This is a genomic window from Pannonibacter sp. (genome assembly GCF_051860505.1).
In the GTDB taxonomy this organism is placed as follows: domain Bacteria; phylum Pseudomonadota; class Alphaproteobacteria; order Rhizobiales; family Stappiaceae; genus Pannonibacter.
Map to the genome: position 1 here is coordinate 1 of NZ_JBHYDX010000024.1, position 21,188 is coordinate 21,188.

Genomic DNA, 21,188 nt, shown 5'->3' on the forward strand with positions numbered 1-21,188 from the left:
CTTCACCGCCATCAAAACCCCCGAAGCACCAAACAAAACAATCCTCTCGCTTCACGGGGAATTATGCAACAGGCCCTTGAGGGGAGGGGTGAGGGGTGGGGGGCTCGGGCCTCCGTCAGATCGCAAGGTGTGCGTAATACGTCTGGTCAGAAACGAGTAGCCTGGATTTGAGTCCGCTCCCCCCACCCCCTCCCCACAAGGGGGAGGGGAGCGGAGAGGCTCTGACAGGGTTAAACCAGCCCGGCATCGTCCGCCACATCGAACATGGTGCAGACCAGATCTCGACGGGGATTGTCTTACTGTGGTGCGAAGGGCTCCAGTTGCCCGGCCAGGCTCAATCCGCGTCAGCTGTCCTTCCGATCAAGCCGAGGAAAGCCAGACACAATAGCAAAAAGCCCCGCCGGTTCGCCCGGCGGGGCCTTTCGTTTCAGCGATCCGCTGCCTGTCAGGCCGGCTGGATCTCGAGGGCGAAGCAGGCGGCGCGGCCGATCGGCGTGTCGCGGTCCTTCGGCGCCTCGACCTTGCAGCGGTCCATGGCGACCGGGCAGCGCGGATGGAAGGCGCAGCCGGACGGCGGGTTGATCGGGTTCGGGATCTCGCCCTCCACCGGCTTGCGGCGACGGCCAGACATGGCAAGGTCCGGAACCGCATCGAGCAGCATCCGCGTGTAGGGATGCTGCGGCTCCCGGAACAGCGACTTGCCCTCGGACACCTCGACAAGGCGACCGAGATAGAGAACGCCGATCCGGTTGGCCATGTGGCGGACCACCGACAGGTCGTGGCTGATGAACAGGTAGGTCAGCCCCAGTTCGTCCTGCAGGTCACGCATCAGGTTCAGGATCTGCGCCTGCACGGACACGTCCAACGCCGAGGTCGGCTCGTCGCAGACGATGAACTCCGGCCGCGACGACAGCGCGCGCGCGATGGCAATGCGCTGGCGCTGGCCGCCGGAAAACTCGTGCGGATACTTCTCCGCATCCTTGGCCGACAGGCCCACCGTGTCGAGGAGCTTGCCGACCTGATTGGCCGCATCCGCCCCGCTCGCCAGACCGAAGGTATGGATCGGCTCGGCGATGATGTCGCCCACATGCCAGCGTGGATTGAGGCTGGCGAACGGGTCCTGGAAGATCATCTGGAACCGCCGGCGGATCGCGCGCATATCAGCTCCGACCGTCCCGGTCATGGGCGTCCCGTCAAACAGGATGCGCCCGGAAGACGCCGGGATCAGACCGACCACCATTTTGGCGATAGTGGACTTGCCCGAGCCGGATTCCCCCACGAGCGCAAAGGTCTCGCCCTTGCGGATCTCGAAACTGACGTCGGCCACAGCGGTCAGGAACTGGCGCTCCTCCCGCTCGATGACGCGGTTCAGCCAGGGCTTGGAGACGTCAAAGCGCCGCCACAGGTTTTCAACGCGGATCAGGGCCTCAGACATGGCTCATCTCCTTCTGATACAGCCAGCAGGCCACCTGCCGTCCGCCGGGACGATCGATCGGATCCGGTCGTTCCGTATGGCAACGGGCAAACACTTGGTCGCAGCGCGGATTGAAGGCGCAGCCCTTCGGGATGGAGGTCAGACGCGGCATGGCCCCCGGGATCTGGACGAGCCGGTCACTGTCCTGTGTCAGGGTCGGGATCGACCCCATCAGGCCGCGGGTATAGGGGTGTTCAGCCCTTGTGATCACATCATGCACCGGGCCGATCTCGGCCAGGCGTCCGGCGTAGAGCACAGCCACCCGGTCCGCCGTCTCGGCGATCACGCCCATGTCGTGGGTGATCAGCATGACAGCGGCACCGCGTTCGGTGCACATCTCCTTGATGAGGTCGATGATCTGCGCCTGCACCGACACATCGAGCGCGGTGGTCGGCTCGTCGGCGATGACGAGTTCCGGCTCGGCCGCGAGCGCCAGGGCAATCACCACGCGCTGGCGCATGCCGCCGGAGAAGTGATGCGGGTAGTCGTCGATGCGCCGGGCCGCAGCCGGGATGCCGACGCGGTCGAGCAGGGCAATCGCCCGCTGTCGCGCCTCGGCCTTGGACACCGGCATATGCGTCAGGATGGTCTCCGTGAGCTGCTGCGCGATGGTGTAGAGCGGGTTGAGGCTGGTCAGCGGATCCTGGAACACCATGCCGATCCGGCGGCCGCGGATCTTGCGCATGCCTTCCGGCGACAGGTTGTCGATGCGCTCGCCTTTCAGGCGGATCTCCCCGCTTGCCACCCGGCCTGGAGGCTCAAGGAGGCCGATGATGGCCGCGCCGGTCAGCGACTTGCCAGCCCCGGACTCCCCCACGACACCCAGCACTTCACCGGCGTGGATGTCAAAGGACACCTTGTTGATGGCAGTCAGAATGCCGCGTCGGGTGGGAAACTCCACGACCAGATCGCGGACGGACAGAAGAACGTCAGCCATGGCTCACCTCAGACGCGGGTTGAGCGCATCGCGCAGCCAGTCACCGAGCAGGTTGACCGAAAGCGCCAGCGCCAGGAGGGTGACAGCCGGGAACAGCAGGATCCACCATTCACCCGAAAACAGGAAGCCCTGGCCGATGCGGATCAAGGTCCCGAGCGAAGGCTGGGTCGGCGGAACGCCCACGCCGAGGAAGGACAGCGTCGCCTCGGCGATGATCGCCAGCGCCAGGTGGATGGTGGCGATCACCAGCACCGGCCCCAGCACGTTGGGCAGGATATGCGTGGAAACGATGCGGGCAGGATGCACGCCGATCACCCGCGCGGCCTGCACATATTCCTTGTTCTTCTCCACCATGGTAGATCCGCGCACGACGCGGGCGAAGGGCACCCACTCCGACAGGCCGATTGAGACGATCAGCACCCAGATCGCCAGCTCCTCGCGCATGTCCTGCGGAATGAAGCCACGCGCCACGCCGAAGATCAGCAGCGCGATCAGGATCGACGGAAAGGACATCTGCACATCTGCAATGCGCATCAAGAGGCTGTCCACCCAGCCGCCCCGCCAGCCCGCCAGCAGGCCCAGTGTGATGCCGAGCACCATCCCGAACAGCACCGCCGAGAACCCGACAAACAGCGATATCCGCGCGCCATAGAGAATGGCGGAGAGAATATCACGGCCCTGATTGTCGGTGCCCAGGAGAAAAACGTTGCCGGTAAAGGCGTTGGGCTCACCCGGAGGGGTGAACCCGTCCATCAGGTTGAGGCTTGCCGGATTGAACGGGTCGTAGGGGGCGAGCAGCGGCGCAAAAATCGCCGGCAGGATGATCGCCAGGGAAACAAGTGCCGCGAGAACTGCGACGGGTGAGTGGCGGAAGGAATAGGCGATATCGCTATCCCAGGCACGGGCGATGCTGTTCATCTGCGTCCTCCCAACGGCAAGGCCACGACCGGCGCAAGGTCGTTGAAGACCATATACAGGCGGGCGTCGCTGGAATTCGGAATTGCGGGGGTGGAGTTCGGGCTGTCGGTCATCACATCAGCCTCGTCTCAGTGACGCGCCGATGCGCGGTCGACACGCAGCCGCGGATCAACCACGTAATAGAGCAGGTCGACGATCAGGTTGATCACCACGAAGATGAAGGAGATCAGCAAGAGATACGCTGCCATCACCGGCACATCGACAAACTGCACCGAGTTGATGAACAGCGCACCGACCCCCGGCCACTGGAACACGGTCTCGGTGATGATGGCGAAGGCGATGATCGAGCCAAGCTGCAGGCCGGCAATGGTGATCACAGGAACCAGTGTGTTCTTCAGCGCGTGGCCGAAGTTGACGGCCCGGTTGCTGAGACCACGGGCCCGCGCGAACTTGATGTAGTCGGTACGTAGCACTTCCAGCATTTCTGCCCGGACCAGCCGCATGATCAGGGTCATCTGGTAGAGGCCCAGCGTAATAACAGGCAACACGAGCGAGGCCCGGCCCGAGCTGGTGAAGAAGCCTGATACCCAGCCTCCGACGGACACCGTTTCCCCGCGCCCGAAACTCGGCAGCCACTGCAACTCAACGGCAAAGACCCAGATCAGCAGCACACCGATGAGAAATGTCGGCAAGGACACGCCGATCAGCGAGGTTGCCATGATTGTCGCAGAGGCAACACCGCGCCGGTTCAGCGCTGTATAGACCCCGAGCGCCACCCCGGACACGAAAGCCACCACCCCGGACACCAGGGCCAGTTCCAGCGTTGCCGGCAACCGCGACAGGATCAGTTCCATCACCGGCTGCTGCAGCCGGTAGGAAATGCCAAAGTCGCCCTGCACGGCGCGGGAGATGAACGTGCCGAACTGGACGATCACCGGGTCATTGAGCCCGAGCCGCTCCCGCAGTTCCTCGCGGTCGGCCACCGTGGCCTCCTGGCCCATCATCGTGGCCACGGGATCGCCCACATAGCGGAACAGGGAAAAGGAGACCAGCGCGACGACGAGCATCACCAGTACGGACTGGACCAGCCGCCTCAGGATAAAAGCGATCATTAAAAGTCCCCGGAAAACAACCGGAGGCCCCTTCTGCGTGGGCCTCCGGCATTACGTGAGGTGCTGTTACTTGAAGGTGACCGTGGTCATCTTCGGCTGGTTTTCCGGATGGACGGCCAGCTGCACATTGTCGCGGGTGGCATAGGCCAGCAGCTGGTTATGAACGGCCAGCAGCACGCGGTCTTCCTGCACCTTGTCCCAGATCTTGGCAACGTTGGCGCTGCGGGCCTCGTTGTCGATCTCTGTCGCCAGCGACTTGATCATCGCGTCGACCTCGGGGTTGTTGTAGCGCGAGGCATTCCAGCCGCCGAGCGAGCCTTCCTCGGAGTGAATGAGGAAATCGAACACATAGGCGGAATCGAAGGTCGGAACGCCCCAGCCGAGGAGATAGAAGTCGGTCTCGCGCTTCTGGATCAGCGGGAAATGCAAGGTGCGCGACTGCGACACCAGGTTCGCCTTGATGCCGATGCGGCCCAGCATGCCGACATAGGCCTGGCAGATCGCCTCATCGTTCAGATAACGATCGTTCGGGCAGTTGAGGTCCACCGAGAAGCCTTCCGGATACCCGGCTTCCACGATGAGGGCCTTGGCCTTGTCGTAGTCCGGGGCCGGATAGGCATCCAGCTCGGGCGACCAACCGCTGACGAAGGGCGGCATGGCAACGCCGGACGGCAGCGACTGGCCGCGCATCACCACCTTCATGATGGCATCGCGGTCAAGAGCCAGCGCCATGGCTTCGCGCACCTGCGGCTTCTTGAAGGGATTGTCCGGCGTGTTGGCCGAACGCAGCTTGTCCGAGCCCATGTCATAGGCAAAGAAGATCGAACGGTTTTCCGGCCCGGTCGTGACGGTCACGCCCGAAGTGCTTTCGAGGCGGGAAATGTCCTGCACCGGCACGTCCTGCACGAAGTCCACTTCACCCGACAGGAGGGCTGCCACACGCGTCGCGGCTTCCTTGATCGGCGTGTAGATGATTTCCGTCACCTGCGGCTTGGCGTCCCAGTGGTTTTCATTGAGCGCCAGAACGGTGCGCACTTCCGGGTCGCGCGAGACAAGCTTGTAGGGGCCAGTGCCGTTGGTGTTGCGGGCGGTGAATTTTTCCTCGCCTGCCTTGTAGTCCTGCGGCACCTGGACGTTGTTCGCCTCGCCCCAGCCCTTGTCCATGATGAAGAAATTGGTCAGGTTCTGGACATAGAGCGGCGACGGGCCATTCATCTTGATATGAACGGTCAGCGGGTCCACTGCCTCGGCTCCGACGACGCCCGAGTGCAGCCCCTTGAAGTCGGAGACCGGGTTGCGCACGCGCTCCATCGAGAACACGACGTCTTCTGCGGTCAAGTCCGCGCCATCGTGGAACTTGACACCCTCACGCAGCTTGAACACCCAGATGGTCGGATCTTCCGGATGGATCGACCATTCTGTCGCAAGGCTCGGCAGCAATGTGCCGTCATTGGCGCGCACGACAAGCGTTTCATAGATGTGATGCAGCAGGGTCGAGGTCGGGCCTTCGTTCTGCGAATGCGGGTCCAGCGTCAGCGCGTCGCCAACACGCGCCCAGCGCAAGGTCTTGGCCTCGGCCGGGGCAAAGGTCAGCGCCAGCGCGGCACCAGCGAGCAACGCGGCGGTTGTCCGGCGCAGCAGCGCCGACCGCATCAATCCGAAACTCATGGAGTTCTCCTTCCACTTTTCCTGTTGTTGCTGATCCTAGAGATCAAGCAGCCAGATTTTGTTCCCCTTAGCTGACCCAGGAGGAATTTTCTTCCTCTCTCAACGGACACGCAACAACGTGCATCCCCGTCAGAGCCAAACTTAGGTGATACTACCTATGGAAACCGGAACTTCAAGCTTCAATAGAAAAAGATTTCGCGCCCTCCTCAGTTGTGCTTGCACACGCGTCCGGAAGACTCCTGCCCAGCGGCGAAGCCAAGGTTTTCCTTGGATTTGACTTAGAACACGCACAGCCATCCTCAGCGAGGACCTGCGGTATACCCGTCAAAAATAACAGCGCCTGACCATTCATCCGGAGAGGAGAGCACGCAGCGCCCAAACTTCGTTTCTGAGGTTTTCCGAGGCCGATTCTGTTTGGCGGGTGATCCACCCCTCCTGCCGCGACGTTTGTTACCTGACCAGATAATTTGCCGAGACGCACCATGCCAATGACCCGCCGCACCCTGCTGGCCTTACCGCTCCTGCTGACGATCCAGCCAACAAGGTCCGAGGAGTCTTTTGCATGGTTGCCAGCCATGAAACGCGGCGAAATTGTCGCCCTGCTGCGTCATGCCCTGGCACCTGGAACCGGTGATCCGGACGGGTTCCGCCTTGGTGACTGCAGCACGCAGCGCAATCTTTCGCCCGCAGGGCAAGATCAAGCCCGCGCCATCGGCGCCCGGTTGCGCGCCCTTGGCCTTGAAAGGGCCGAGGTCTTCTCCAGCCAGTGGTGCCGCTGCCTTGAGACAGCCCGGCTGCTCGGGCTTGGCGAGGTCGAGGAACTGCCAGCGCTGAACTCGTTCTTCGCCGATCCTGGCCAGAGATCTGTTCAGACCCGTCAACTGGACACCTGGCTTGCTGCGCAAACCTCTGCCAAGCCGAAGGTTCTCGTAACCCATCAGGTCAACATCACGGCGTTGACCGGCATCGTCCCGGCCAGCGGTGAGCTTGTGATTGTCAGGCGGGCTTCGGACGCCTCACCCCGGCTTGTTGCCACTGCACGGCTCGCCTGAGCGCCCATCGCTCAGGTTACGCAATCAGGCAGGGTGATCAGTGTCTTGCAGCATCGCCGCGACGATCCACTGCCGAAAGGCTTTGACCTTCGGGCTGTTGCGACGTGCGGGCGGATAGCACAGCCAGTAGCCACTGCCATCGTCGCAGGTCAGCGGGAACGGTTGCACCAGCCGCCCACGTTCAATCTCGTCGCGATAGAACCAGGGAGTAAGGATCGCCACCCCTTGGCCGGCCGCTGCCGCATTGGCCTCCAGGATCTGCGCACCCAGCCGCGTCTGTGTTCGATTGCCAAGGTCGGTGCAAGTTACCCCGACCGTCTCGAACCACAGCTGCCACCAGGGATCCGACGGATCAATGATCTTCAGCTTGAGAAGATCCGCCGGCTCGCGAAGTCCACCAATTCCCTGCGCCAGATCAGGATGCAGCATCGGCGTGAACGTTGCCGGCAAGAGAAGTTCCGACGTAAGTCCCGGCCAGTCACCCTTGCCGGAGCGGATCGCGACATCAACCGGATCACGGCCGAAATCCGTCAAGTGCCCGGACGTCTCGACCCGGACCGCCAATTTCGGCTGCAGCAGCTGAAAACTCCCCAGATGCCGGGCGAGCCACTGGGTCGCGAAGGTTGGAACGCAACTGATGGTTAACGCCCCCTCCGCCTGCGCCCGCACCCCGGCAAAGGCATCACGGATGAGATCGAACGCGTCATGCACAGCCGGAGCCAGCTGCCGGCCAAGGTCGGTCAACTCAACGTGCCGCGCAGCCCTCCGGAACAGCGCTCCTCCGCTGCGCTCCTCCAGCAACTTGATCTGATAGCTGACCGCCGCCTGGGTCATGCCCAGTTCCTCGGCCGCCCGGGTAAAGTTGCCGAGCCTTGCAGCAGCGTCGAAGGCACGGAGCGCCGCCAGCGGGGGCAGATCAGACATCAGTTCACCTTATGCCTTAGCAGCATCGTTTGATTGGTTTCAAGACCGCCCATTAGACTAAAACCACCTCAGACATAGCAGCACGAAAACCTCTCCCATGACAAGCCTTGCCGTATATCTCTGGAAAAATGGAGTTTTCTCGATGTTAAGAGCCATATTCATCAGACCAGAGCGCACGCTGGAAGATGCCGGACGGAGCGAACGGCTCCGCGCCATCGATACAAGACATTTATCGGTCGATCTGCAGCAGGACATCGGCCTCCGCGACGGGCGCACGTTCCGAAAGGGTCCCTAAGACCTCGCCGCCGTCACAGCGTCGTTCCGGCGGCACCCCTTGACCCTGCCGTCGGACCGCAAACGGCCGCCCCCTTTGCCGGGGGGCGGCCGTGTTTCATTGCCTGTCGGACTGCTTATTTCATCGAGGCAACGAACGCATCCACCTCTTCCAGCGGGATGTAGGTGTCTTCCTTGGTGCCCTCGTTGGTGAAGCTCCACACGACAGCCGGAGCAGAGACGTCGCCATTGGAATCGAACTTCACGTTGCCGGTCGCGCCCTGGTAGAGCACGGAGCCGCCGCCCGCGAGGATCTTGGTAGCCTCAGCAAAGCCGGCCGCATCGGCGGTGACCGGCGTTCCGGCCGGATCAGTCACCTTGGCCACCATCGCCGCGATCTGCGGACCCTTGGCGTCCTTGCCGGCCGCCTGCATCGCCAGCAGCGCGATCATGGTCGCGTCATAGCTGTTGGCCAGGCCCGGACCATTCGGCTGGCCACCGAACTTCTCGACATAGCGCTTGACGAAGGCTTCCGCGGAGGGCGTGCGCGGCGAGGACGTATCGGTGCCTACCGCATTGCCGAGATACTCGATGCCGACATTCTTGCGGAAGTCGTCCGACTTCAGCGAGTTGGCCATGATCATGTTCTGCGTGCCGCCGAGCGACAGCCACTCGCGCACCGCCGCCGTGCCTTCGGTCGGGTAAAGCGCCAGGTAGACCGCTTCCGGCTGGCCGGCCAGCGCCTCGGTCACTTCCGCCCGGTAGGACGGCTGGGCGTCGTTCAGCGCCACCTGCGCGGTGACCTTGATGCCAAGCTTCTCCAGATTGGCGGCAACGATCTTGCCGATATCCTGGCCCCAGTCATCATTCTTGTAGAGGATGGCGACCGACTTGTAGCCCTTGTCGCGCGCGACCATTGCGCCGACGGCTGCCTGCACGCGCGAAGTGGCGAAGGTGCGGAACCACAGGCCGTCAACCTTGCCCTGTTCGGCGAGCTTGGTGAAGGCGGTCGAAGACGAGCAGCAGGACATCTGCATCACCTTGCCCGGCACGGTCACCGAGGTCAGGATCGGCATGGAGACACCGCTCGACACCGATCCGAGCAGCACCGGCACCTGGTCGATGTCGACAAGCGCCTTGGCTGCGTCCACACCCACCTTCGGGTCGGTCTGGTCGTCGCGCAGCACCAGCTCGATATTGCAGCCGGCAACGCCGCCGACCGAATTCACCTGCTCGACCACGAATTTCGCCGTTTCGGCGATAGGACGGCCCCAGTCGACAGAGATCGGCAGAACCGCACCGATCTTTTGTGTGCAGGCCTGTGCCATGGCCTCTCCCGCCACGGGCACCAGCCCCAGTCCGAGAACCAGCCCAAGCCCGGCTGTCTGAACACTCCGCTTCATCGTCATCTTCTAGTCCCCTCTGCTCAATGTCCGGGTTTTCCCGATTGCGATACGACCAGCCGTTCCGGAAACAGTCCCTGCGGACGCCAGAGCAGCATGCCGACAATGACCAGACCGATCAGGATGAACTGGATCGAACCGGTATAGAGTTGCGCCTCGACAGGCGCGAAACGGGAGAGGGCCCAGCCGCTGGCGGTCCAGGCGCCCCAGATCAGGAAGGCCCCAGCAATGGCGCCCCGGTTGTTGCCCGCGCCGCCAACGATCAGCATCGCCCAGATCTGGAAGGTCAACGTCGGCAGCACGTCCTGCGGGCTCACAAAGGCATAGAAGGTGCCGTAGAGCCCGCCGGACAGCCCCATGATCGCCGAGCCGGTGACGAAGGCGGTCAGACGGATCCGCGCAGGTGTCTTGCCGAGCGACCGGGCTGCATCCTCGTCCTCGCGAATGGCGCGAAGCAATCGGCCAAAGGGCGAACCGGCCAGACGTTGCAGGACGACGTAGACCAGCAGCAGAAGCACCAGCACGAAAGCCAGGAACGCGGCATTATAGCTCCAGCCATCCCCGAGCAGGCCCCGCAAAGGGCGTTCGAAGCCCCGCAGGCCCTGCGCGCCGCCGGTCAGCCATTGCGCATTGCGCATGACATTTTCAAAAGCCACCGCCACGCCAAAGGTGGCAATCGCCAGATAGTCATGCCTGAGTTTCAGCGTCAGCCGGCCGACGATCCAAGCCAGCAGCGCGGCCGCCGCGATGCCGCCGGCCAGCGCCAGCAGATAGGGCAAGGCAAAGCCGCCCAGATGCTCGTCCTGCGGCTGGCCGCCGAGGATCAGCGTCACATAGGCCCCGGCCCCGAAGAAGGCCGCGACCCCGCCGTTGAAGAGCCCCGTGTTGCCCCACTGCAGGTTCAGCCCCAGCACGGCGATGGCAAGGATCGAGGCCAGCGTGGCGAAAAAGACCAGATAGGACAGCACCCCGATCATGCGCGCACCTCGCCGAAGAAACCGTTCGGGCGCACCAGGAGCACCGCGAGAATGATGAGGAAGGGAACGGACGGAGAGTAGCCGGAGGGCAGGATCAGGAGCGCCACGCTCGAGGCGATGCCGACGATCATGCCCCCCAGCGCCGCGCCGTAGATACTGCCGATGCCGCCGACGATGGCCGCAGCAAAGATCGGCAGCACCAGGTCGCGCCCCATCACCGGCGACAGGTGGTTGGTGAGGCCGTAGAAGATGCCGGCGACCGCCGCAAGTCCGCCGCCGATCACCCAGATCAGCACGATCATCCGCTTCAGCGGAATGCCGTTGACCTGCGCCAGCGACGGGTTCTCCGCCACGGCGCGCAGCGCATAGCCGAGCGTCGTGCGCGACAGCACCAGATGCAGCACCAGCATGATGACCAGCGTCGCCGCCAGCACGAACACCTGATCCGGCTTCACCAGCAGCAGCGGATCCCGGCTGACCACCACGGCAAAGGCAATGCCCTTGGAATAGAGCTCCGTGTGCAGCCCGAAAATGAGCCCGATGACATTGCGCACGATCAGCGCGACGCCGAAGGAAGCAAAGACCATCGACAGTTCGCCGCCCTTCTCCCGCACCCGGCGGAAGACGAGCCGGTCGATCAGCACGGCGGAAGCGCCGGTGATCGCCATGGCAATGACCATCGCCGCGATGAGCGATCCGGTCAGCGTCAGCGGCGCGAGCTTTGCCCCCAGCGTGGCATTCACACCCTGAAAGACCCGGTCGAACACCAGCGCCGCATAGGCGCCGATGGTCAGGAGCTCCGCATGGGCGAAATTGGCAAAGCGCAGCATGTGCATGACCATCGTCAGCCCGATTGCGCCCAGCGACAGGACCGCCCCCACGAGAATGCCGTCGGCAAGCGATTGGATCATGATGCCCTCAGCCTCTTGCCGCCCAGATAGATCTCGCCCACCACCGGATCGGCGATCAGCGCGGCGGCCGATCCGTCGATCTGGTTGCGCCCGTCGGCGAGGATGTAACAGTGGTCGGCGATGCGCAGCGCCTGCTTCACGTTCTGCTCGACGAGGAGAATGGTGGTGCCCTGCGCCGTCAGCCCGCGCGCCAGCGCCAATACCTCTTCCGCCGCCTTCGGCGACAGGCCGGCGGAGGGCTCGTCCATCAGGATCAGCGACGGCTTCACCGCCAGTGCCATGGCGACCGCCAGGAACTGCCGCTGGCCGCCCGACAGCGCCCCGGCCTTTTCCTTCTGCTTGGCCGCAAGCGGCGGAAACCGGGTGAACAACTCGTCGAGCCGCGCCCTGGCCTCGCCGCCCGCCTTGCGCAGGGCGAGGTCGAGGTTCTGGCGGATGGTCAGCGTTCGGAAGATGTTGTCGGTTTGCGGCACATAGGCGATGCCCTCGCCCGCCATCCGGTCCGGGGCGATGCCGGTGATATCGCGACCGGCGAGCGTCACCGATCCCCCGCTCACCGGCACCAGCCCGGCAATCGCCTTGATCAGCGTCGACTTGCCGGCCCCGTTCGGGCCGATGATGACCGTGACACACTGCGGCGCGACCGTCACCGCCACGTCCTTCAGGATCGGCAGGTCCGGGATATAGCCGGCCACCAGTCCCCGCACCTCAAGTCCCGCCCCGGCGGATCCGGTCTCAGGCATCGGCCATGCTCCCCAGATAGGCGTCCAGCAGCACAGGATTGGCCTGCGCCTCGGCGGCGCTGCCCTCGAACACGACGCGGCCCTCGGCAAGCGCGATCACCGGATCGCAGTGGCGCATGACGAAATCCATGTCGTGCTCGATGATGACGAAAGTCTTGCCCTGCCGGTTCAACTCCTCGATCTTCTCGATCAGGATGCCCGTCAGCGTCGGGTTGACGCCGGCCGCCGGCTCGTCAAGCAGGATGATCGCCGGATCCCCCATCAAGACGCGCGCCAGCTCCAGCAGTTTCATCTGCCCGCCGGAGATCTTGCCGGCCGGGTGGTCGGCGAGCCTGGCGAGGGTCACGAACTCCAGCACCGCCATGGCGCGCTCGCGGTTGCGCTTCTCCTCGGCGGCGACCCGCGCGGGGAACAACAGCGGCCCGAGGAGGCTTTCCCCGGACTGCGCCACCGGCGCCATCATCACGTTTTCCAGCACGCTCATCCGGGCAAAGGGCCGCGGGATCTGGAATGTCCGCCCCAGCCCCTTGCGGAACAGGGCATCCGGCGCAAGCCCGGTCACGTCGGCCCCCTTGAGGGTGACGCGGCCGGAACTCGGCCGCAGCATGCCGGTAAGCAGGTTGAACAGCGTCGACTTGCCGGCGCCGTTCGGGCCGATCAGGCCGGTGATCGTGCCGGCGCGGATGTCCAGCGACACGTCGTCGACGGCCCGGAAGCCGTTGAAGTCGCGCGACAGGCCTCGGGTCGACAGCAGGATCTCAGCCATGGCTTGCCGCCGCCAGCACCTGGTCGTCAGGCCGGGTGTTGAGGTTGTATTTCATGATCCGGCCATGCCGGCTGGTCCGGTCGCCCTCAAGCCCGTAGACGGAACCGTTCGGGCCCTTCGCCTCAGCAATCACGGCGGCAATCCGCGCCCGGTCGGCCGCATCCAGCGTCAGGCGGAACACCTCCAGTGTCTTCGGCAGATGCCGGGCGTAGCGTGCGCCAACGATGGCAGCGGCCACCTGCGGCTGGTCCAGCACCCAGCGCGTTGCAACGCTCGACAGCGACACGCCATGCCGGTCGCCGACGGCCTTCAGCGTCTCCAGCAGCGTCTGGAACAGGTCCCAGGAGCCAAACTCGTCGATGATCAGCCGGTACTTCACCAGCGACCGGTTGTCGAAGGCAAAGCCCGGGTCGGGCTGGCCCAGCCAGGCCTCCGTCAGGAAGCCCCCGGCCAGCGTGCCGTAGCACAGCAGTTGCATGTCCTGCGCCCTTGCCCAGGGGGCGAGGCCTGTGGCCGGACGCCGGTCGAGGATCGAATACTGCACCTGCGCCGAGACCACGTCGAAGCCCGCATCCGTGAAGCGGGCCATCTGCATCTCGTTCCAGTTGGTCGTGCCGAGACTGCCGATCTTGCCCTTCTCCTGACAGCGCTTCAGCACCTCGAAGGCGGAGACCGCGTCGCCGATGCCGAGATCCCACCAGAAGAACTGGACCAGATGCAGCCGGTCGATCTTCAGCCGCTTCAGCGACCGGTCGACAATGGCTTCCACCTCGTCGGGGCGGATGTCGGCCAGCCGCGACAGGTCCGGCACCAGCTTGGTGTGGACGACCGCGCGCTCGGCCACCTCGGCGCCCCGGCGCTTGCGCACATCCTCAATGAAGCTGCCGATCATCTCCTCCACGCCAGTGTAGATGTCGGCGCAGTCAAAGGTCGTGATGCCCGCATCGAGGAAGGCTTCCATGTCGGCGATCGCAGCCTCGCGCTCGACCGAGCCATGGTCGCCGGCCAGTTGCCAGCCGCCCTTGATGACGCGGGAAATCCTGTGGCCGGGACGGAGGTCCGCGGTTTCGACTTGGGTCATGCGTCAGGGCCTCCCTCGGCCTTCTTCCAGTAGGGTGTGTCGCGCGCCTCCGGCAGGCCGGTGGTCTCGCTGTGGCTGAACCGGCGCTTGCCCGTCCGGGTGATCCGGAACCGGCCGCCGCAATGGGGATCCGGACAGGCTACTTCCGCGTCCGTGGACATCCAGTCATGCGGCGAGGTCTCGCGCTGCTTGGCCGGCAGGAGCGGCAGCACGGCGGCGAGCGCATACATCGAGACGCGCTGCCCGGGCTCGAACACCAGCGCCTCGCCCTCGACGCGGAAGCTCTCGCCCTCAATGTGGCGACAGACCGGCGTGCGGCCGTCCAGGACCGTCTCGACCTTCAGGTCATAGAGCCAGAAGCCGTCGTCAGCTGCAGCCCGAGCCGGTTCGGCTCCTGCCTGCATGGCCCCGCGCTCCGCATCCCCCGCTGCCCCTGCCTTGTTGTCGGCCACTCCGTGGGCCCTCCCCTATCGGCGTCCGGATATCTGTGATATTTGATCTTAGGTATGGGATCTTGAGATTGTCAATCGACCGCGCATGGTTAAACTTCAGGCAGGTCAGCCGGTGGCTGTACCGGCCCTGAACCGAGGCAAACCGGCAATCGGGCGAGACATCGGGGAGCAGCACATGAGCGCACCGCGCATCGCGAGGATCGACCAGTCGAAACTCAGGGAGAACGTCTATTTCGCGCTGCGCGACGCCTTCACGCGGGGCGAATTCGCCCCCGGGGACACGGTCAGCCTGCGCGATCTCGCCGAACAGCTCGGCACCTCGATGACCCCGGTGCGCGAGGCCGTCCGCCGTCTCGTGGCCGAAGGCGCGCTCACCGACACGCCAAGCCGCACCCTGCAGGTGCCCGACTTTGATGCACGCCGCATGCAGGATCTGAAGCAGGCGCGGCTGGCGCTCGAGGCCCTCGTGCTCGATCTCGCCATGGACCGCATGAGCAATGAGACCATCGCCGCGATGGAGGCTGTCCTGACCACGCAATCGGACCCCGGGATCACCGGCCCCGACTTGCAGCAGAACTACGATTTCCACTTCACGCTCTACCGCGCCAGCGAGTCCGAGGTGCTGCTGCCACTCGTCGAAGCGCTCTGGCTGCAATACGGCGCCTATCTCAACCTCATCATCAAGCATGAGGAAGCCCTGCGCATGCCGGAGCACAAGCACCACCAGGAGATCATCGCCGCCCTGAAATCCGGCGACCGGGCCGCCGCCCATGCCGCGCTCGCCAATGACATCGAGCGCAGCTTCCGCGTGCTGGTACCGACAGCCTGACCGTTTGAGAGGCTGACCCTTTACCTTCGCCGTTTTCGACATCGCCACAAGAGACATTTCATGACCCGTCACCCGGCTTCACCGCTCACGCCCGCTCGTCCCGACCGTTTCCCGCTGGCTCCGGGGCTGGAGATCAGCCGCGCCCTCACGGGCCTGTGGCAGGTGGCCGACATCGAGCGCAAGTCCGGCCCGATCGACCCCGAAATCGGCGCGGACTGGCTGGACGCCTATGTCCGCGACGGCTTCACCACCTTCGACATGGCCGACCACTACGGCACCTCCGAGCTGATCACCGGCCGCCTTCTGTCGCGCTTTGCCGTCAGCGCGGCCGACCGGCCGCTGGCCTTCACCAAATGGTGCCCCGAACCCGGCCCAATGACCGCCGACGTGGTGCGCGCGGGCGTCGAGGAGCGGCTTGCGCACCTCGGGACCGAGAGCATCGACCTGCTGCAGTTCCACTGGTGGAGCTTCGAGCATCCCGGCTGGCTCGACGCCCTGCACGAGCTGACGCGCCTGCGGGCCGAGGGACTGATCCGCGAGATCGGCGTCACCAATTTCGATGCCGCCCACCTGCATCTGGCGCTGGCCGACGGCATTCCGCTGGCCACCAACCAGGTCTCCTTCTCGCTGGTGGACCGGCGCGCGGCAGGCGAGCTGGCTAGGGTCTGCGGCGCCCATGGCGTCCATCTGCTGGCCTATGGCACGCTCTGCGGTGGCTTCCTGTCCAGCCGCTGGCTCGGCCAGCCGGAGCCGCACGACATCGAGGACTGGAGCAAGATGAAGTACAAGCGCTTCATCGACACCATCGGCGGCTGGACTGCCTTCCAGGGCATCCTGACGGCAGCAGGCGCCATCGCCACGAAGCACGGCGTCTCGATTTCCAACGTTGCCACCCGCTGGGTGCTCGAGCAGACGGCGGTCGCCGGCGTCATCATCGGCGCACGCCTTGGCGAGGCCATACACACCGCCGACAACCTCAAGCTCTTCGGCTTCAGCCTGGACGCGGAGGATCACGCCCGCCTCGAGGCCGCCTTTGCCGCGACACAGCCCGTGCCGGGCGACTGCGGCGACGAATACCGCAAGCCCCCCTTCCTCACCGCCTCGGGGGATCTCAGCCATCACCTCAGCGAGATGCCGCGCGCCAGCACCACGGAACTGACACCGCACCGCCCGGGCGGCTTGCGCGTGCTGACCGGCTCAGAGTGGGAGGACATCGCCGGCTATTGCCGCGCCCAGCGCATCGGCGACCGCATCCTCGTCTCCGGCACCACGGCCACGGCTGGCACCAGCCGCCCCGTCGCCCCGCAGGATGCCGCAGCCCAGACCACCTATATCCTCGACAAGATCCAGTCGACCCTGACCGCGCTCGGCGCCAGCGCCGAGGACGTGGTCCGCACCCGCGTCTATCTCACCGACCCGGACGATGCCTTGCCGGTTTCGCGCGCCCATGGCCGCGTTTTCGGCGAGATCAAGCCCGCCAACACCCTCCTCGCCGTCGCCCGCCTGATCGGCGACTACAAGGTGGAAATCGAGGCCGAGGCGATCATCCGGCCGTAAGTCCGGTCTATCCGGCAAAAAACGCTGGACGCCTCACGCGTCCAGCGTCTGGGCCGCGTGCAGGTCGGCATAGAGGCCGCCGCGCGCCAGAAGTTCGGCATGGGTGCCGCTCTCGGCGATGCCGCCCTCGGCCACCACGACGATGCGGTCGGCGTTGCGGATGGTGGCGAGCCGGTGGGCGATCACCAGCGTCGTGCGGCCATGCGACAGGCTGGCAAGGGACCGCTGGATCTCCCGTTCCGTCTGGCTGTCCAGCGCCGAGGTCGCCTCGTCGAGGATCAGGATCGGCGGGTTTTTGAGGAAGATCCGTGCGATCGACAGGCGCTGCTTCTGCCCGCCGGAGAGCTTGACGCCGCGCTCGCCGATGATGGTGTCGAGCCCGTCCGGCATCGAGGTGATGAGGTCAGAGAGATGCGCCCGCCGGGCCGCGTCCCAGATCTCGTGCTCGCTCGCCCCGAGCCGCCCATAGGCGATGTTCTCGCGGATCGTGCCGCCGAACAGGAACACGTCCTGCTGCACGATGCCGATCTGGCTGCGCAGGGACGTCAGGGTGTAGTCGCGGATGTCCGTGCCATCGACAAGGATGGCCCCCTGTGTCGGCTCGTAAAAGCGCGGCAGCAGCGACAAGAGCGTCGTCTTGCCGGCCCCCGACGGCCCGACAAAGGCGATGGTCTGTCCGGCACGGATCTCCAGGTTCACATGGCTCAGCACGGGCCTTTCGCCGGAATGGGTGCCGGAGTGGGCACCGGAATAGCCGAACGAGACAGTGTCGAAGCGGATGTCGCCCTTCAGCGGCGGCGCAACCCGAGCCGTCGGGGCATCGGTAATGTCCGGAGCGGTGCCGATCAGGTCGAGATAGCGGCGGAACCCGGCGATGCCCTTCGGATAGGTCTCGATCACCGAATTGATCTTCTCGATCGGCCGGAAGAACACATTGACCAGCAGCAGGAAGCCGACGAAGCCGCCATAGGTCAGCTCGCCGCGCAGCACCAGATAGCTGCCCGCCAGCATGACGAGAAGCTGCACGATGCGCATGCTCATGTAGCTGAGCGTCAGGGAGGCAGCCATGATCTTGTAGGCATGGAGCTTGGTCGAGCGGTACTTCTGGTTGTCCGCCTCGAACAGGCGCTTTTCATGCGCCTCGTTGGCAAAGGCCTGCACCGCACGCATGCCGCCGACATTTTCCTCGATCCGCACGTTGAAGTCGCCGATGCGACCGTAGATGCTCTGCCAGTTCTGCGTCATCTGCCCGCCGTAGCGGCTCGTCACCCATATCACCACCGGCACGATGAGGCCGGTCATCAGCGCCAGATGCACATTCACCCAGAGCATCAGCACGAAGGCGCCAAGGAAGGTCATCACCGCGATGAACAGGTCTTCCGGCCCGTGATGCGCCACCTCGCCGATCTCTTCCAGATCCTTGGTGATGCGGGCGATCAGATGGCCGGTCTTGTGGTTGTCATAGAAGCGGAACGACAGTTTCTGCAGGTGCTCGAAGGCCACCCGCCGCATGTCGGTCTCGATGTTGATCCCGAGCATGTGACCCCAGTAGACCACCACGGCATTGAGGCCGCCGGTCACCAAGTACATGAGAAACAGCCCCGCCCCGGCCAGCAGGATCAGCGAGACGCTCTGCTGCGGCAGCAGCTGATCGACAAACATCGTCACCGCGATCGGGAACGCCAGTTCCAAGAGACCCGCAACAACGGCACAGCCAAAATCGAGAAGAAACAGCCCCCGATAGGGAGCGTAATAGGCAAAAAATCTGGAAAGCATGGGACCGTCCGGCGGGGAACGAGGCAGGAGCAACCCTGCGTAGCGCCTTTCGCGGTCGGTCGAAAGGTCGCTGTCCCCTGTAAATGCCTGTTTCCCCCGCGCTGTATCCCTGTCGACACAGCTGAGTTCGGCCTCTTGCAGACGTCCCCCGGTCATCCTGTGTCGCTCGGCAAGTCCCCCCGCGCAGCAGCATGGGGGTTCAGCTTGATGACAAACCTCGATCTCACCGAAGTCATCCCGGCCAAGCGCAGCGCCGAGCCGGGACCGGAGAGTCGGGGCCTCAATCTTTCAATGAGTTACCCTAAGAGAGACCTTGGCTCTCCGGTCCCGGGTCTCCGCTCCGCTGCGCCCGGGATGACGATAGAGGGTTTGTCAGCTGTCTGAACCCCCGCGCTGCGGCGCGGGGGCTTTCTGTCATCGGCCGGGAGATCGTGCCTGAGATCAGCCGCCAAAACCGAAGCCGACCGGCATGTCCGTCAGCGTGATGCCGAAGGGCTCGAGGCTCTTGACGATCCAGGTCTGGTTATTGCCGATGCGGCGGTTGTATTCCGCCCAGGCCGAAACGAAGCTCTTGAAGGTCTCGTCGGCGCCATAGTTGAGGGCAACCACCGAAGGCGTGGACAGGACCGGCGTCGGCACCTTCACGGCGCCGATGTTCGGGGCCTTCTTGGAAATGACGAGACCGTTCAGCATCGTGTTGACGAGGCCATCGGCCTTGCCCGTCGTCACCGCAATGATAGCTTCATCACGGGTCTTGAAACGCAGGATGTTGGCCTTCGGCAGATACTGCTGCGTGATGAGATCCTGGGCCGATCCCATGTCGACGGCAAATGTGTACTTGGGATCGTTGAGTTCGCTCCAGGTCTTGCCTGTCAGTTCATCCTTGGCCGAGACGATGATGAAGCTGTTGTAGTAGGTCGGATCGGAGAACGAAACCGACATGGCGCGAACCGGCGTCGCGGTGACGGCGAAGGCCATGTCGACCTTGCCGCTCTGGACGTCGAGGATCGCATTGGCCCAGCTGGATTCAACGATTTCCAGCTTCACGTCCAGCGTCTTGGCAATGTCCGAGGCCATGTCGATGACAAAGCCCTGCCATTCCCCGGTCCGCGGATCCTTGTTGAAATACGGCACCTCGTTGAGGATGGCCGGAATGCGCAGGACCCCGCGTGCGCGGATGTCCTCGATCGTGCCCGCACTGGCGGCGCTTGCGCCGATTGACAGGGCCATTGCGGCAACGCCGCAGAGTTTGGCGAAGAAATTCATGGGTCTGATGACCTCCCTTGTTCCCCTGGGATAGCTGGCGGACCGGCCATGCTGCCGGCCTCTCTTGGCCGCCCTCAAGCCTAGAGCCCGTGCTAGGCGGAACAATGCTAGAGACACCGATGCTCTTATGGCGTTTTTTATATGTTGCCGTCGCCGCCGCGTGGTGGATCGAGGACAGGACCGACCAGTTCGCGCTGGCAGTCTTCGTAGAGACGCTGCACCATCGGGTGCTTCTGCAGGAAGCCAGCCGTGCCGAAGTAGACCCGGACTTCAGGCAGGTTCTCCAGCCGCAGACTGCTGATCACCTCGTCCTCAGGCGACACGCACCAGGACGGAATGATGGAAAAACCGAGCCCCTCCTCGACGCAGCGCTTGACCGACGAACTGCCCGAGGTGGAAATCGACGGCAGGACCGTGGCGCCGTGGCGCCCGAGGAAATCGACCGCAAGATTGCGTAGAGTCTGGCCCGGCTCATAGGTGATGAAGGGGCGCCCCTGCGCCCACAAGGGTACATCCGCAGGCGCAGGCGCGGCACCCCAGGAGCGCGGATAGACGAGGCTCAGCCGGTAGCTGCCCAGAAGCCGTTGCGGCACCACAGGATCGCCGAAGAACCGCTCCGAAATGCACACATCGAGACTGCCGTTCTTGACCAGCTCGGCGAGCACCGTGTCACGCTCATAGACAGCGAATTCCATGTCCGGAAATTCCTCGCGGAACCGCGTCAGCACCTTTGGAAACAGATAGAAGAAGATCGCCTGCGGCATGCCGACCCGCAGCGCCGATCGCTGGTTTTCGATCAGCTTGGTCAGCCGCTCGAGCATGATGTCGAGTTCGGGATGTAAGAGGCTGTAGAGCGCCCGGCCGCGCGGCGTCAGCGCGATCCGTTTGGCGCCTTGTTCGGAATCGATCAGCTTGCCGTTGAGGATCTGTTCCAGCCGGCGCACGTGGTTGGCCGCAGACTGATAGCTGAGGTTCAGCTCGCGTGCCGCTCCGGAGAACGAACCATGCCGGGCGACCTGGTAGAAGGTCTGGATGAGCGTGAGGCTGATCTTGGCCATGCGTGTCTCCC

Annotated in this window: 19 protein-coding genes; 3 read left to right on the forward strand and 16 right to left on the reverse strand. The window is 64.3% G+C overall.

What is annotated here, in order from left to right; all coding sequences use genetic code 11:
* Nucleotides 1–445: 445 nt before the first annotated feature.
* The 5 genes from ACTIFE_RS15940 to ACTIFE_RS15960 all read right to left on the reverse strand — a co-directional run bounded on the left by ACTIFE_RS15940 (nucleotide 446) and on the right by ACTIFE_RS15960 (nucleotide 6,109).
* Entirely contained in the window at nucleotides 446–1,435 is a 990-nt protein-coding gene (locus ACTIFE_RS15940; protein WP_439530150.1) for an ABC transporter ATP-binding protein, read from the reverse strand.
* Entirely contained in the window at nucleotides 1,428–2,411 is a 984-nt protein-coding gene (locus tag ACTIFE_RS15945) for an ABC transporter ATP-binding protein (RefSeq protein ID WP_439530151.1), read from the reverse strand. The genes ACTIFE_RS15940 and ACTIFE_RS15945 overlap by 8 nt, the downstream gene beginning before the upstream one ends.
* Before the next feature lie 3 nt (nucleotides 2,412–2,414).
* Nucleotides 2,415–3,329 carry an ABC transporter permease gene (locus tag ACTIFE_RS15950; RefSeq protein ID WP_439530152.1) on the reverse strand — a complete coding sequence of 305 codons (915 nt, stop codon included), beginning with the start codon at nucleotides 3,327–3,329 and terminating at the stop codon, nucleotides 2,415–2,417.
* Nucleotides 3,330–3,457: 128 nt separating this feature from the next.
* Nucleotides 3,458–4,441 carry an ABC transporter permease gene (locus tag ACTIFE_RS15955; protein WP_439530153.1) on the reverse strand — a complete coding sequence of 328 codons (984 nt, stop codon included), beginning with the start codon at nucleotides 4,439–4,441 and terminating at the stop codon, nucleotides 3,458–3,460.
* A 66-nt stretch (nucleotides 4,442–4,507) separates the two neighbouring features.
* Nucleotides 4,508–6,109 (reverse strand): ABC transporter substrate-binding protein, encoded by a 1,602-nt coding sequence (locus tag ACTIFE_RS15960; protein WP_439530154.1) that lies wholly within the window; start codon nucleotides 6,107–6,109, stop codon nucleotides 4,508–4,510.
* A 575-nt stretch (nucleotides 6,110–6,684) separates the two neighbouring features.
* Between ACTIFE_RS15960 and ACTIFE_RS15965 the strand changes: the two genes are divergently transcribed.
* Nucleotides 6,685–7,161, forward strand: coding sequence for a histidine phosphatase family protein (locus tag ACTIFE_RS15965; protein ID WP_439530155.1), 477 nt, complete (start codon nucleotides 6,685–6,687; stop codon nucleotides 7,159–7,161).
* A 24-nt stretch (nucleotides 7,162–7,185) separates the two neighbouring features.
* On the opposite strand, the gene ACTIFE_RS15970 is transcribed toward ACTIFE_RS15965, so the two are convergent.
* The 8 genes from ACTIFE_RS15970 to ACTIFE_RS16005 form a co-directional block, all read right to left on the reverse strand.
* Complete coding sequence (locus ACTIFE_RS15970; protein ID WP_439530156.1) at nucleotides 7,186–8,085, reverse strand: LysR substrate-binding domain-containing protein; 900 nt, start codon at nucleotides 8,083–8,085, stop codon at nucleotides 7,186–7,188.
* Between the two features lie 410 nt (nucleotides 8,086–8,495).
* Nucleotides 8,496–9,761 carry an ABC transporter substrate-binding protein gene (locus ACTIFE_RS15975; protein WP_439530157.1) on the reverse strand — a complete coding sequence of 422 codons (1,266 nt, stop codon included), beginning with the start codon at nucleotides 9,759–9,761 and terminating at the stop codon, nucleotides 8,496–8,498.
* Nucleotides 9,762–9,784: 23 nt separating this feature from the next.
* A complete protein-coding gene (locus tag ACTIFE_RS15980; protein ID WP_439530158.1) occupies nucleotides 9,785–10,738 on the reverse strand; it encodes a branched-chain amino acid ABC transporter permease in 954 nt (317 codons plus the stop codon).
* Complete coding sequence (locus tag ACTIFE_RS15985; RefSeq protein ID WP_439530159.1) at nucleotides 10,735–11,649, reverse strand: branched-chain amino acid ABC transporter permease; 915 nt, start codon at nucleotides 11,647–11,649, stop codon at nucleotides 10,735–10,737. Before ACTIFE_RS15985 ends, ACTIFE_RS15980 begins: the two co-directional genes overlap by 4 nt.
* The gene (locus ACTIFE_RS15990; protein ID WP_439530160.1) at nucleotides 11,646–12,392 is read right to left on the reverse strand and encodes an ABC transporter ATP-binding protein; all 747 of its coding nucleotides are present in this window, start codon (nucleotides 12,390–12,392) and stop codon (nucleotides 11,646–11,648) included. Before ACTIFE_RS15990 ends, ACTIFE_RS15985 begins: the two co-directional genes overlap by 4 nt.
* A complete protein-coding gene (locus tag ACTIFE_RS15995) occupies nucleotides 12,385–13,158 on the reverse strand; it encodes an ABC transporter ATP-binding protein (RefSeq protein ID WP_439530161.1) in 774 nt (257 codons plus the stop codon). The genes ACTIFE_RS15990 and ACTIFE_RS15995 overlap by 8 nt, the downstream gene beginning before the upstream one ends.
* The gene (locus ACTIFE_RS16000; RefSeq protein ID WP_439530162.1) at nucleotides 13,151–14,239 is read right to left on the reverse strand and encodes an aldo/keto reductase; all 1,089 of its coding nucleotides are present in this window, start codon (nucleotides 14,237–14,239) and stop codon (nucleotides 13,151–13,153) included. The genes ACTIFE_RS15995 and ACTIFE_RS16000 overlap by 8 nt, the downstream gene beginning before the upstream one ends.
* Entirely contained in the window at nucleotides 14,236–14,691 is a 456-nt protein-coding gene (locus tag ACTIFE_RS16005; RefSeq protein ID WP_439530163.1) for a TIGR04076 family protein, read from the reverse strand. Before ACTIFE_RS16005 ends, ACTIFE_RS16000 begins: the two co-directional genes overlap by 4 nt.
* A 175-nt stretch (nucleotides 14,692–14,866) precedes the next feature.
* Between ACTIFE_RS16005 and ACTIFE_RS16010 the strand changes: the two genes are divergently transcribed.
* Nucleotides 14,867–15,520, forward strand: coding sequence for a GntR family transcriptional regulator (locus tag ACTIFE_RS16010; protein ID WP_439530164.1), 654 nt, complete (start codon nucleotides 14,867–14,869; stop codon nucleotides 15,518–15,520).
* 60 nt (nucleotides 15,521–15,580) lie between these two features.
* On the forward strand, nucleotides 15,581–17,077 hold the full coding sequence (locus ACTIFE_RS16015; RefSeq protein ID WP_439530165.1) for an aldo/keto reductase: 1,497 nt from the start codon (nucleotides 15,581–15,583) through the stop codon (nucleotides 17,075–17,077).
* A 33-nt stretch (nucleotides 17,078–17,110) separates the two neighbouring features.
* Here ACTIFE_RS16015 and ACTIFE_RS16020 read toward each other — a convergent pair whose 3' ends face one another.
* The 3 genes from ACTIFE_RS16020 to ACTIFE_RS16030 form a co-directional block, all read right to left on the reverse strand.
* Complete coding sequence (locus tag ACTIFE_RS16020) at nucleotides 17,111–18,853, reverse strand: ABC transporter ATP-binding protein (RefSeq protein ID WP_439530166.1); 1,743 nt, start codon at nucleotides 18,851–18,853, stop codon at nucleotides 17,111–17,113.
* A 441-nt stretch (nucleotides 18,854–19,294) separates the two neighbouring features.
* Nucleotides 19,295–20,119, reverse strand: coding sequence for a transporter substrate-binding domain-containing protein (locus tag ACTIFE_RS16025; RefSeq protein ID WP_439530167.1), 825 nt, complete (start codon nucleotides 20,117–20,119; stop codon nucleotides 19,295–19,297).
* A gap of 137 nt (nucleotides 20,120–20,256) precedes the next feature.
* The gene (locus ACTIFE_RS16030) at nucleotides 20,257–21,177 is read right to left on the reverse strand and encodes a LysR family transcriptional regulator (RefSeq protein ID WP_439530168.1); all 921 of its coding nucleotides are present in this window, start codon (nucleotides 21,175–21,177) and stop codon (nucleotides 20,257–20,259) included.
* Nucleotides 21,178–21,188 lie beyond the last annotated feature (11 nt).

Coding starts and splice junctions, on each gene's coding strand:
- ACTIFE_RS16000 (WP_439530162.1), bottom strand. CDS start 14,239: ATGACCCAAGTCGAAACCGCGGACCTCCGTCCCGGCCACAGGATTTCC.
- ACTIFE_RS15945 (WP_439530151.1), bottom strand. CDS start 2,411: ATGGCTGACGTTCTTCTGTCCGTCCGCGATCTGGTCGTGGAGTTTCCC.
- ACTIFE_RS15970 (WP_439530156.1), bottom strand. CDS start 8,085: ATGTCTGATCTGCCCCCGCTGGCGGCGCTCCGTGCCTTCGACGCTGCT.
- ACTIFE_RS16020 (WP_439530166.1), bottom strand. CDS start 18,853: ATGCTTTCCAGATTTTTTGCCTATTACGCTCCCTATCGGGGGCTGTTT.
- ACTIFE_RS15955 (WP_439530153.1), bottom strand. CDS start 4,441: ATGATCGCTTTTATCCTGAGGCGGCTGGTCCAGTCCGTACTGGTGATG.
- ACTIFE_RS15975 (WP_439530157.1), bottom strand. CDS start 9,761: ATGAAGCGGAGTGTTCAGACAGCCGGGCTTGGGCTGGTTCTCGGACTG.
- ACTIFE_RS15980 (WP_439530158.1), bottom strand. CDS start 10,738: ATGATCGGGGTGCTGTCCTATCTGGTCTTTTTCGCCACGCTGGCCTCG.
- ACTIFE_RS16030 (WP_439530168.1), bottom strand. CDS start 21,177: ATGGCCAAGATCAGCCTCACGCTCATCCAGACCTTCTACCAGGTCGCC.
- ACTIFE_RS16010 (WP_439530164.1), top strand. CDS start 14,867: ATGAGCGCACCGCGCATCGCGAGGATCGACCAGTCGAAACTCAGGGAG.
- ACTIFE_RS15985 (WP_439530159.1), bottom strand. CDS start 11,649: ATGATCCAATCGCTTGCCGACGGCATTCTCGTGGGGGCGGTCCTGTCG.
- ACTIFE_RS15960 (WP_439530154.1), bottom strand. CDS start 6,109: ATGAGTTTCGGATTGATGCGGTCGGCGCTGCTGCGCCGGACAACCGCC.
- ACTIFE_RS15990 (WP_439530160.1), bottom strand. CDS start 12,392: ATGCCTGAGACCGGATCCGCCGGGGCGGGACTTGAGGTGCGGGGACTG.
- ACTIFE_RS15940 (WP_439530150.1), bottom strand. CDS start 1,435: ATGTCTGAGGCCCTGATCCGCGTTGAAAACCTGTGGCGGCGCTTTGAC.
- ACTIFE_RS15965 (WP_439530155.1), top strand. CDS start 6,685: ATGAAACGCGGCGAAATTGTCGCCCTGCTGCGTCATGCCCTGGCACCT.
- ACTIFE_RS15995 (WP_439530161.1), bottom strand. CDS start 13,158: ATGGCTGAGATCCTGCTGTCGACCCGAGGCCTGTCGCGCGACTTCAAC.
- ACTIFE_RS15950 (WP_439530152.1), bottom strand. CDS start 3,329: ATGAACAGCATCGCCCGTGCCTGGGATAGCGATATCGCCTATTCCTTC.
- ACTIFE_RS16025 (WP_439530167.1), bottom strand. CDS start 20,119: ATGAATTTCTTCGCCAAACTCTGCGGCGTTGCCGCAATGGCCCTGTCA.
- ACTIFE_RS16015 (WP_439530165.1), top strand. CDS start 15,581: ATGACCCGTCACCCGGCTTCACCGCTCACGCCCGCTCGTCCCGACCGT.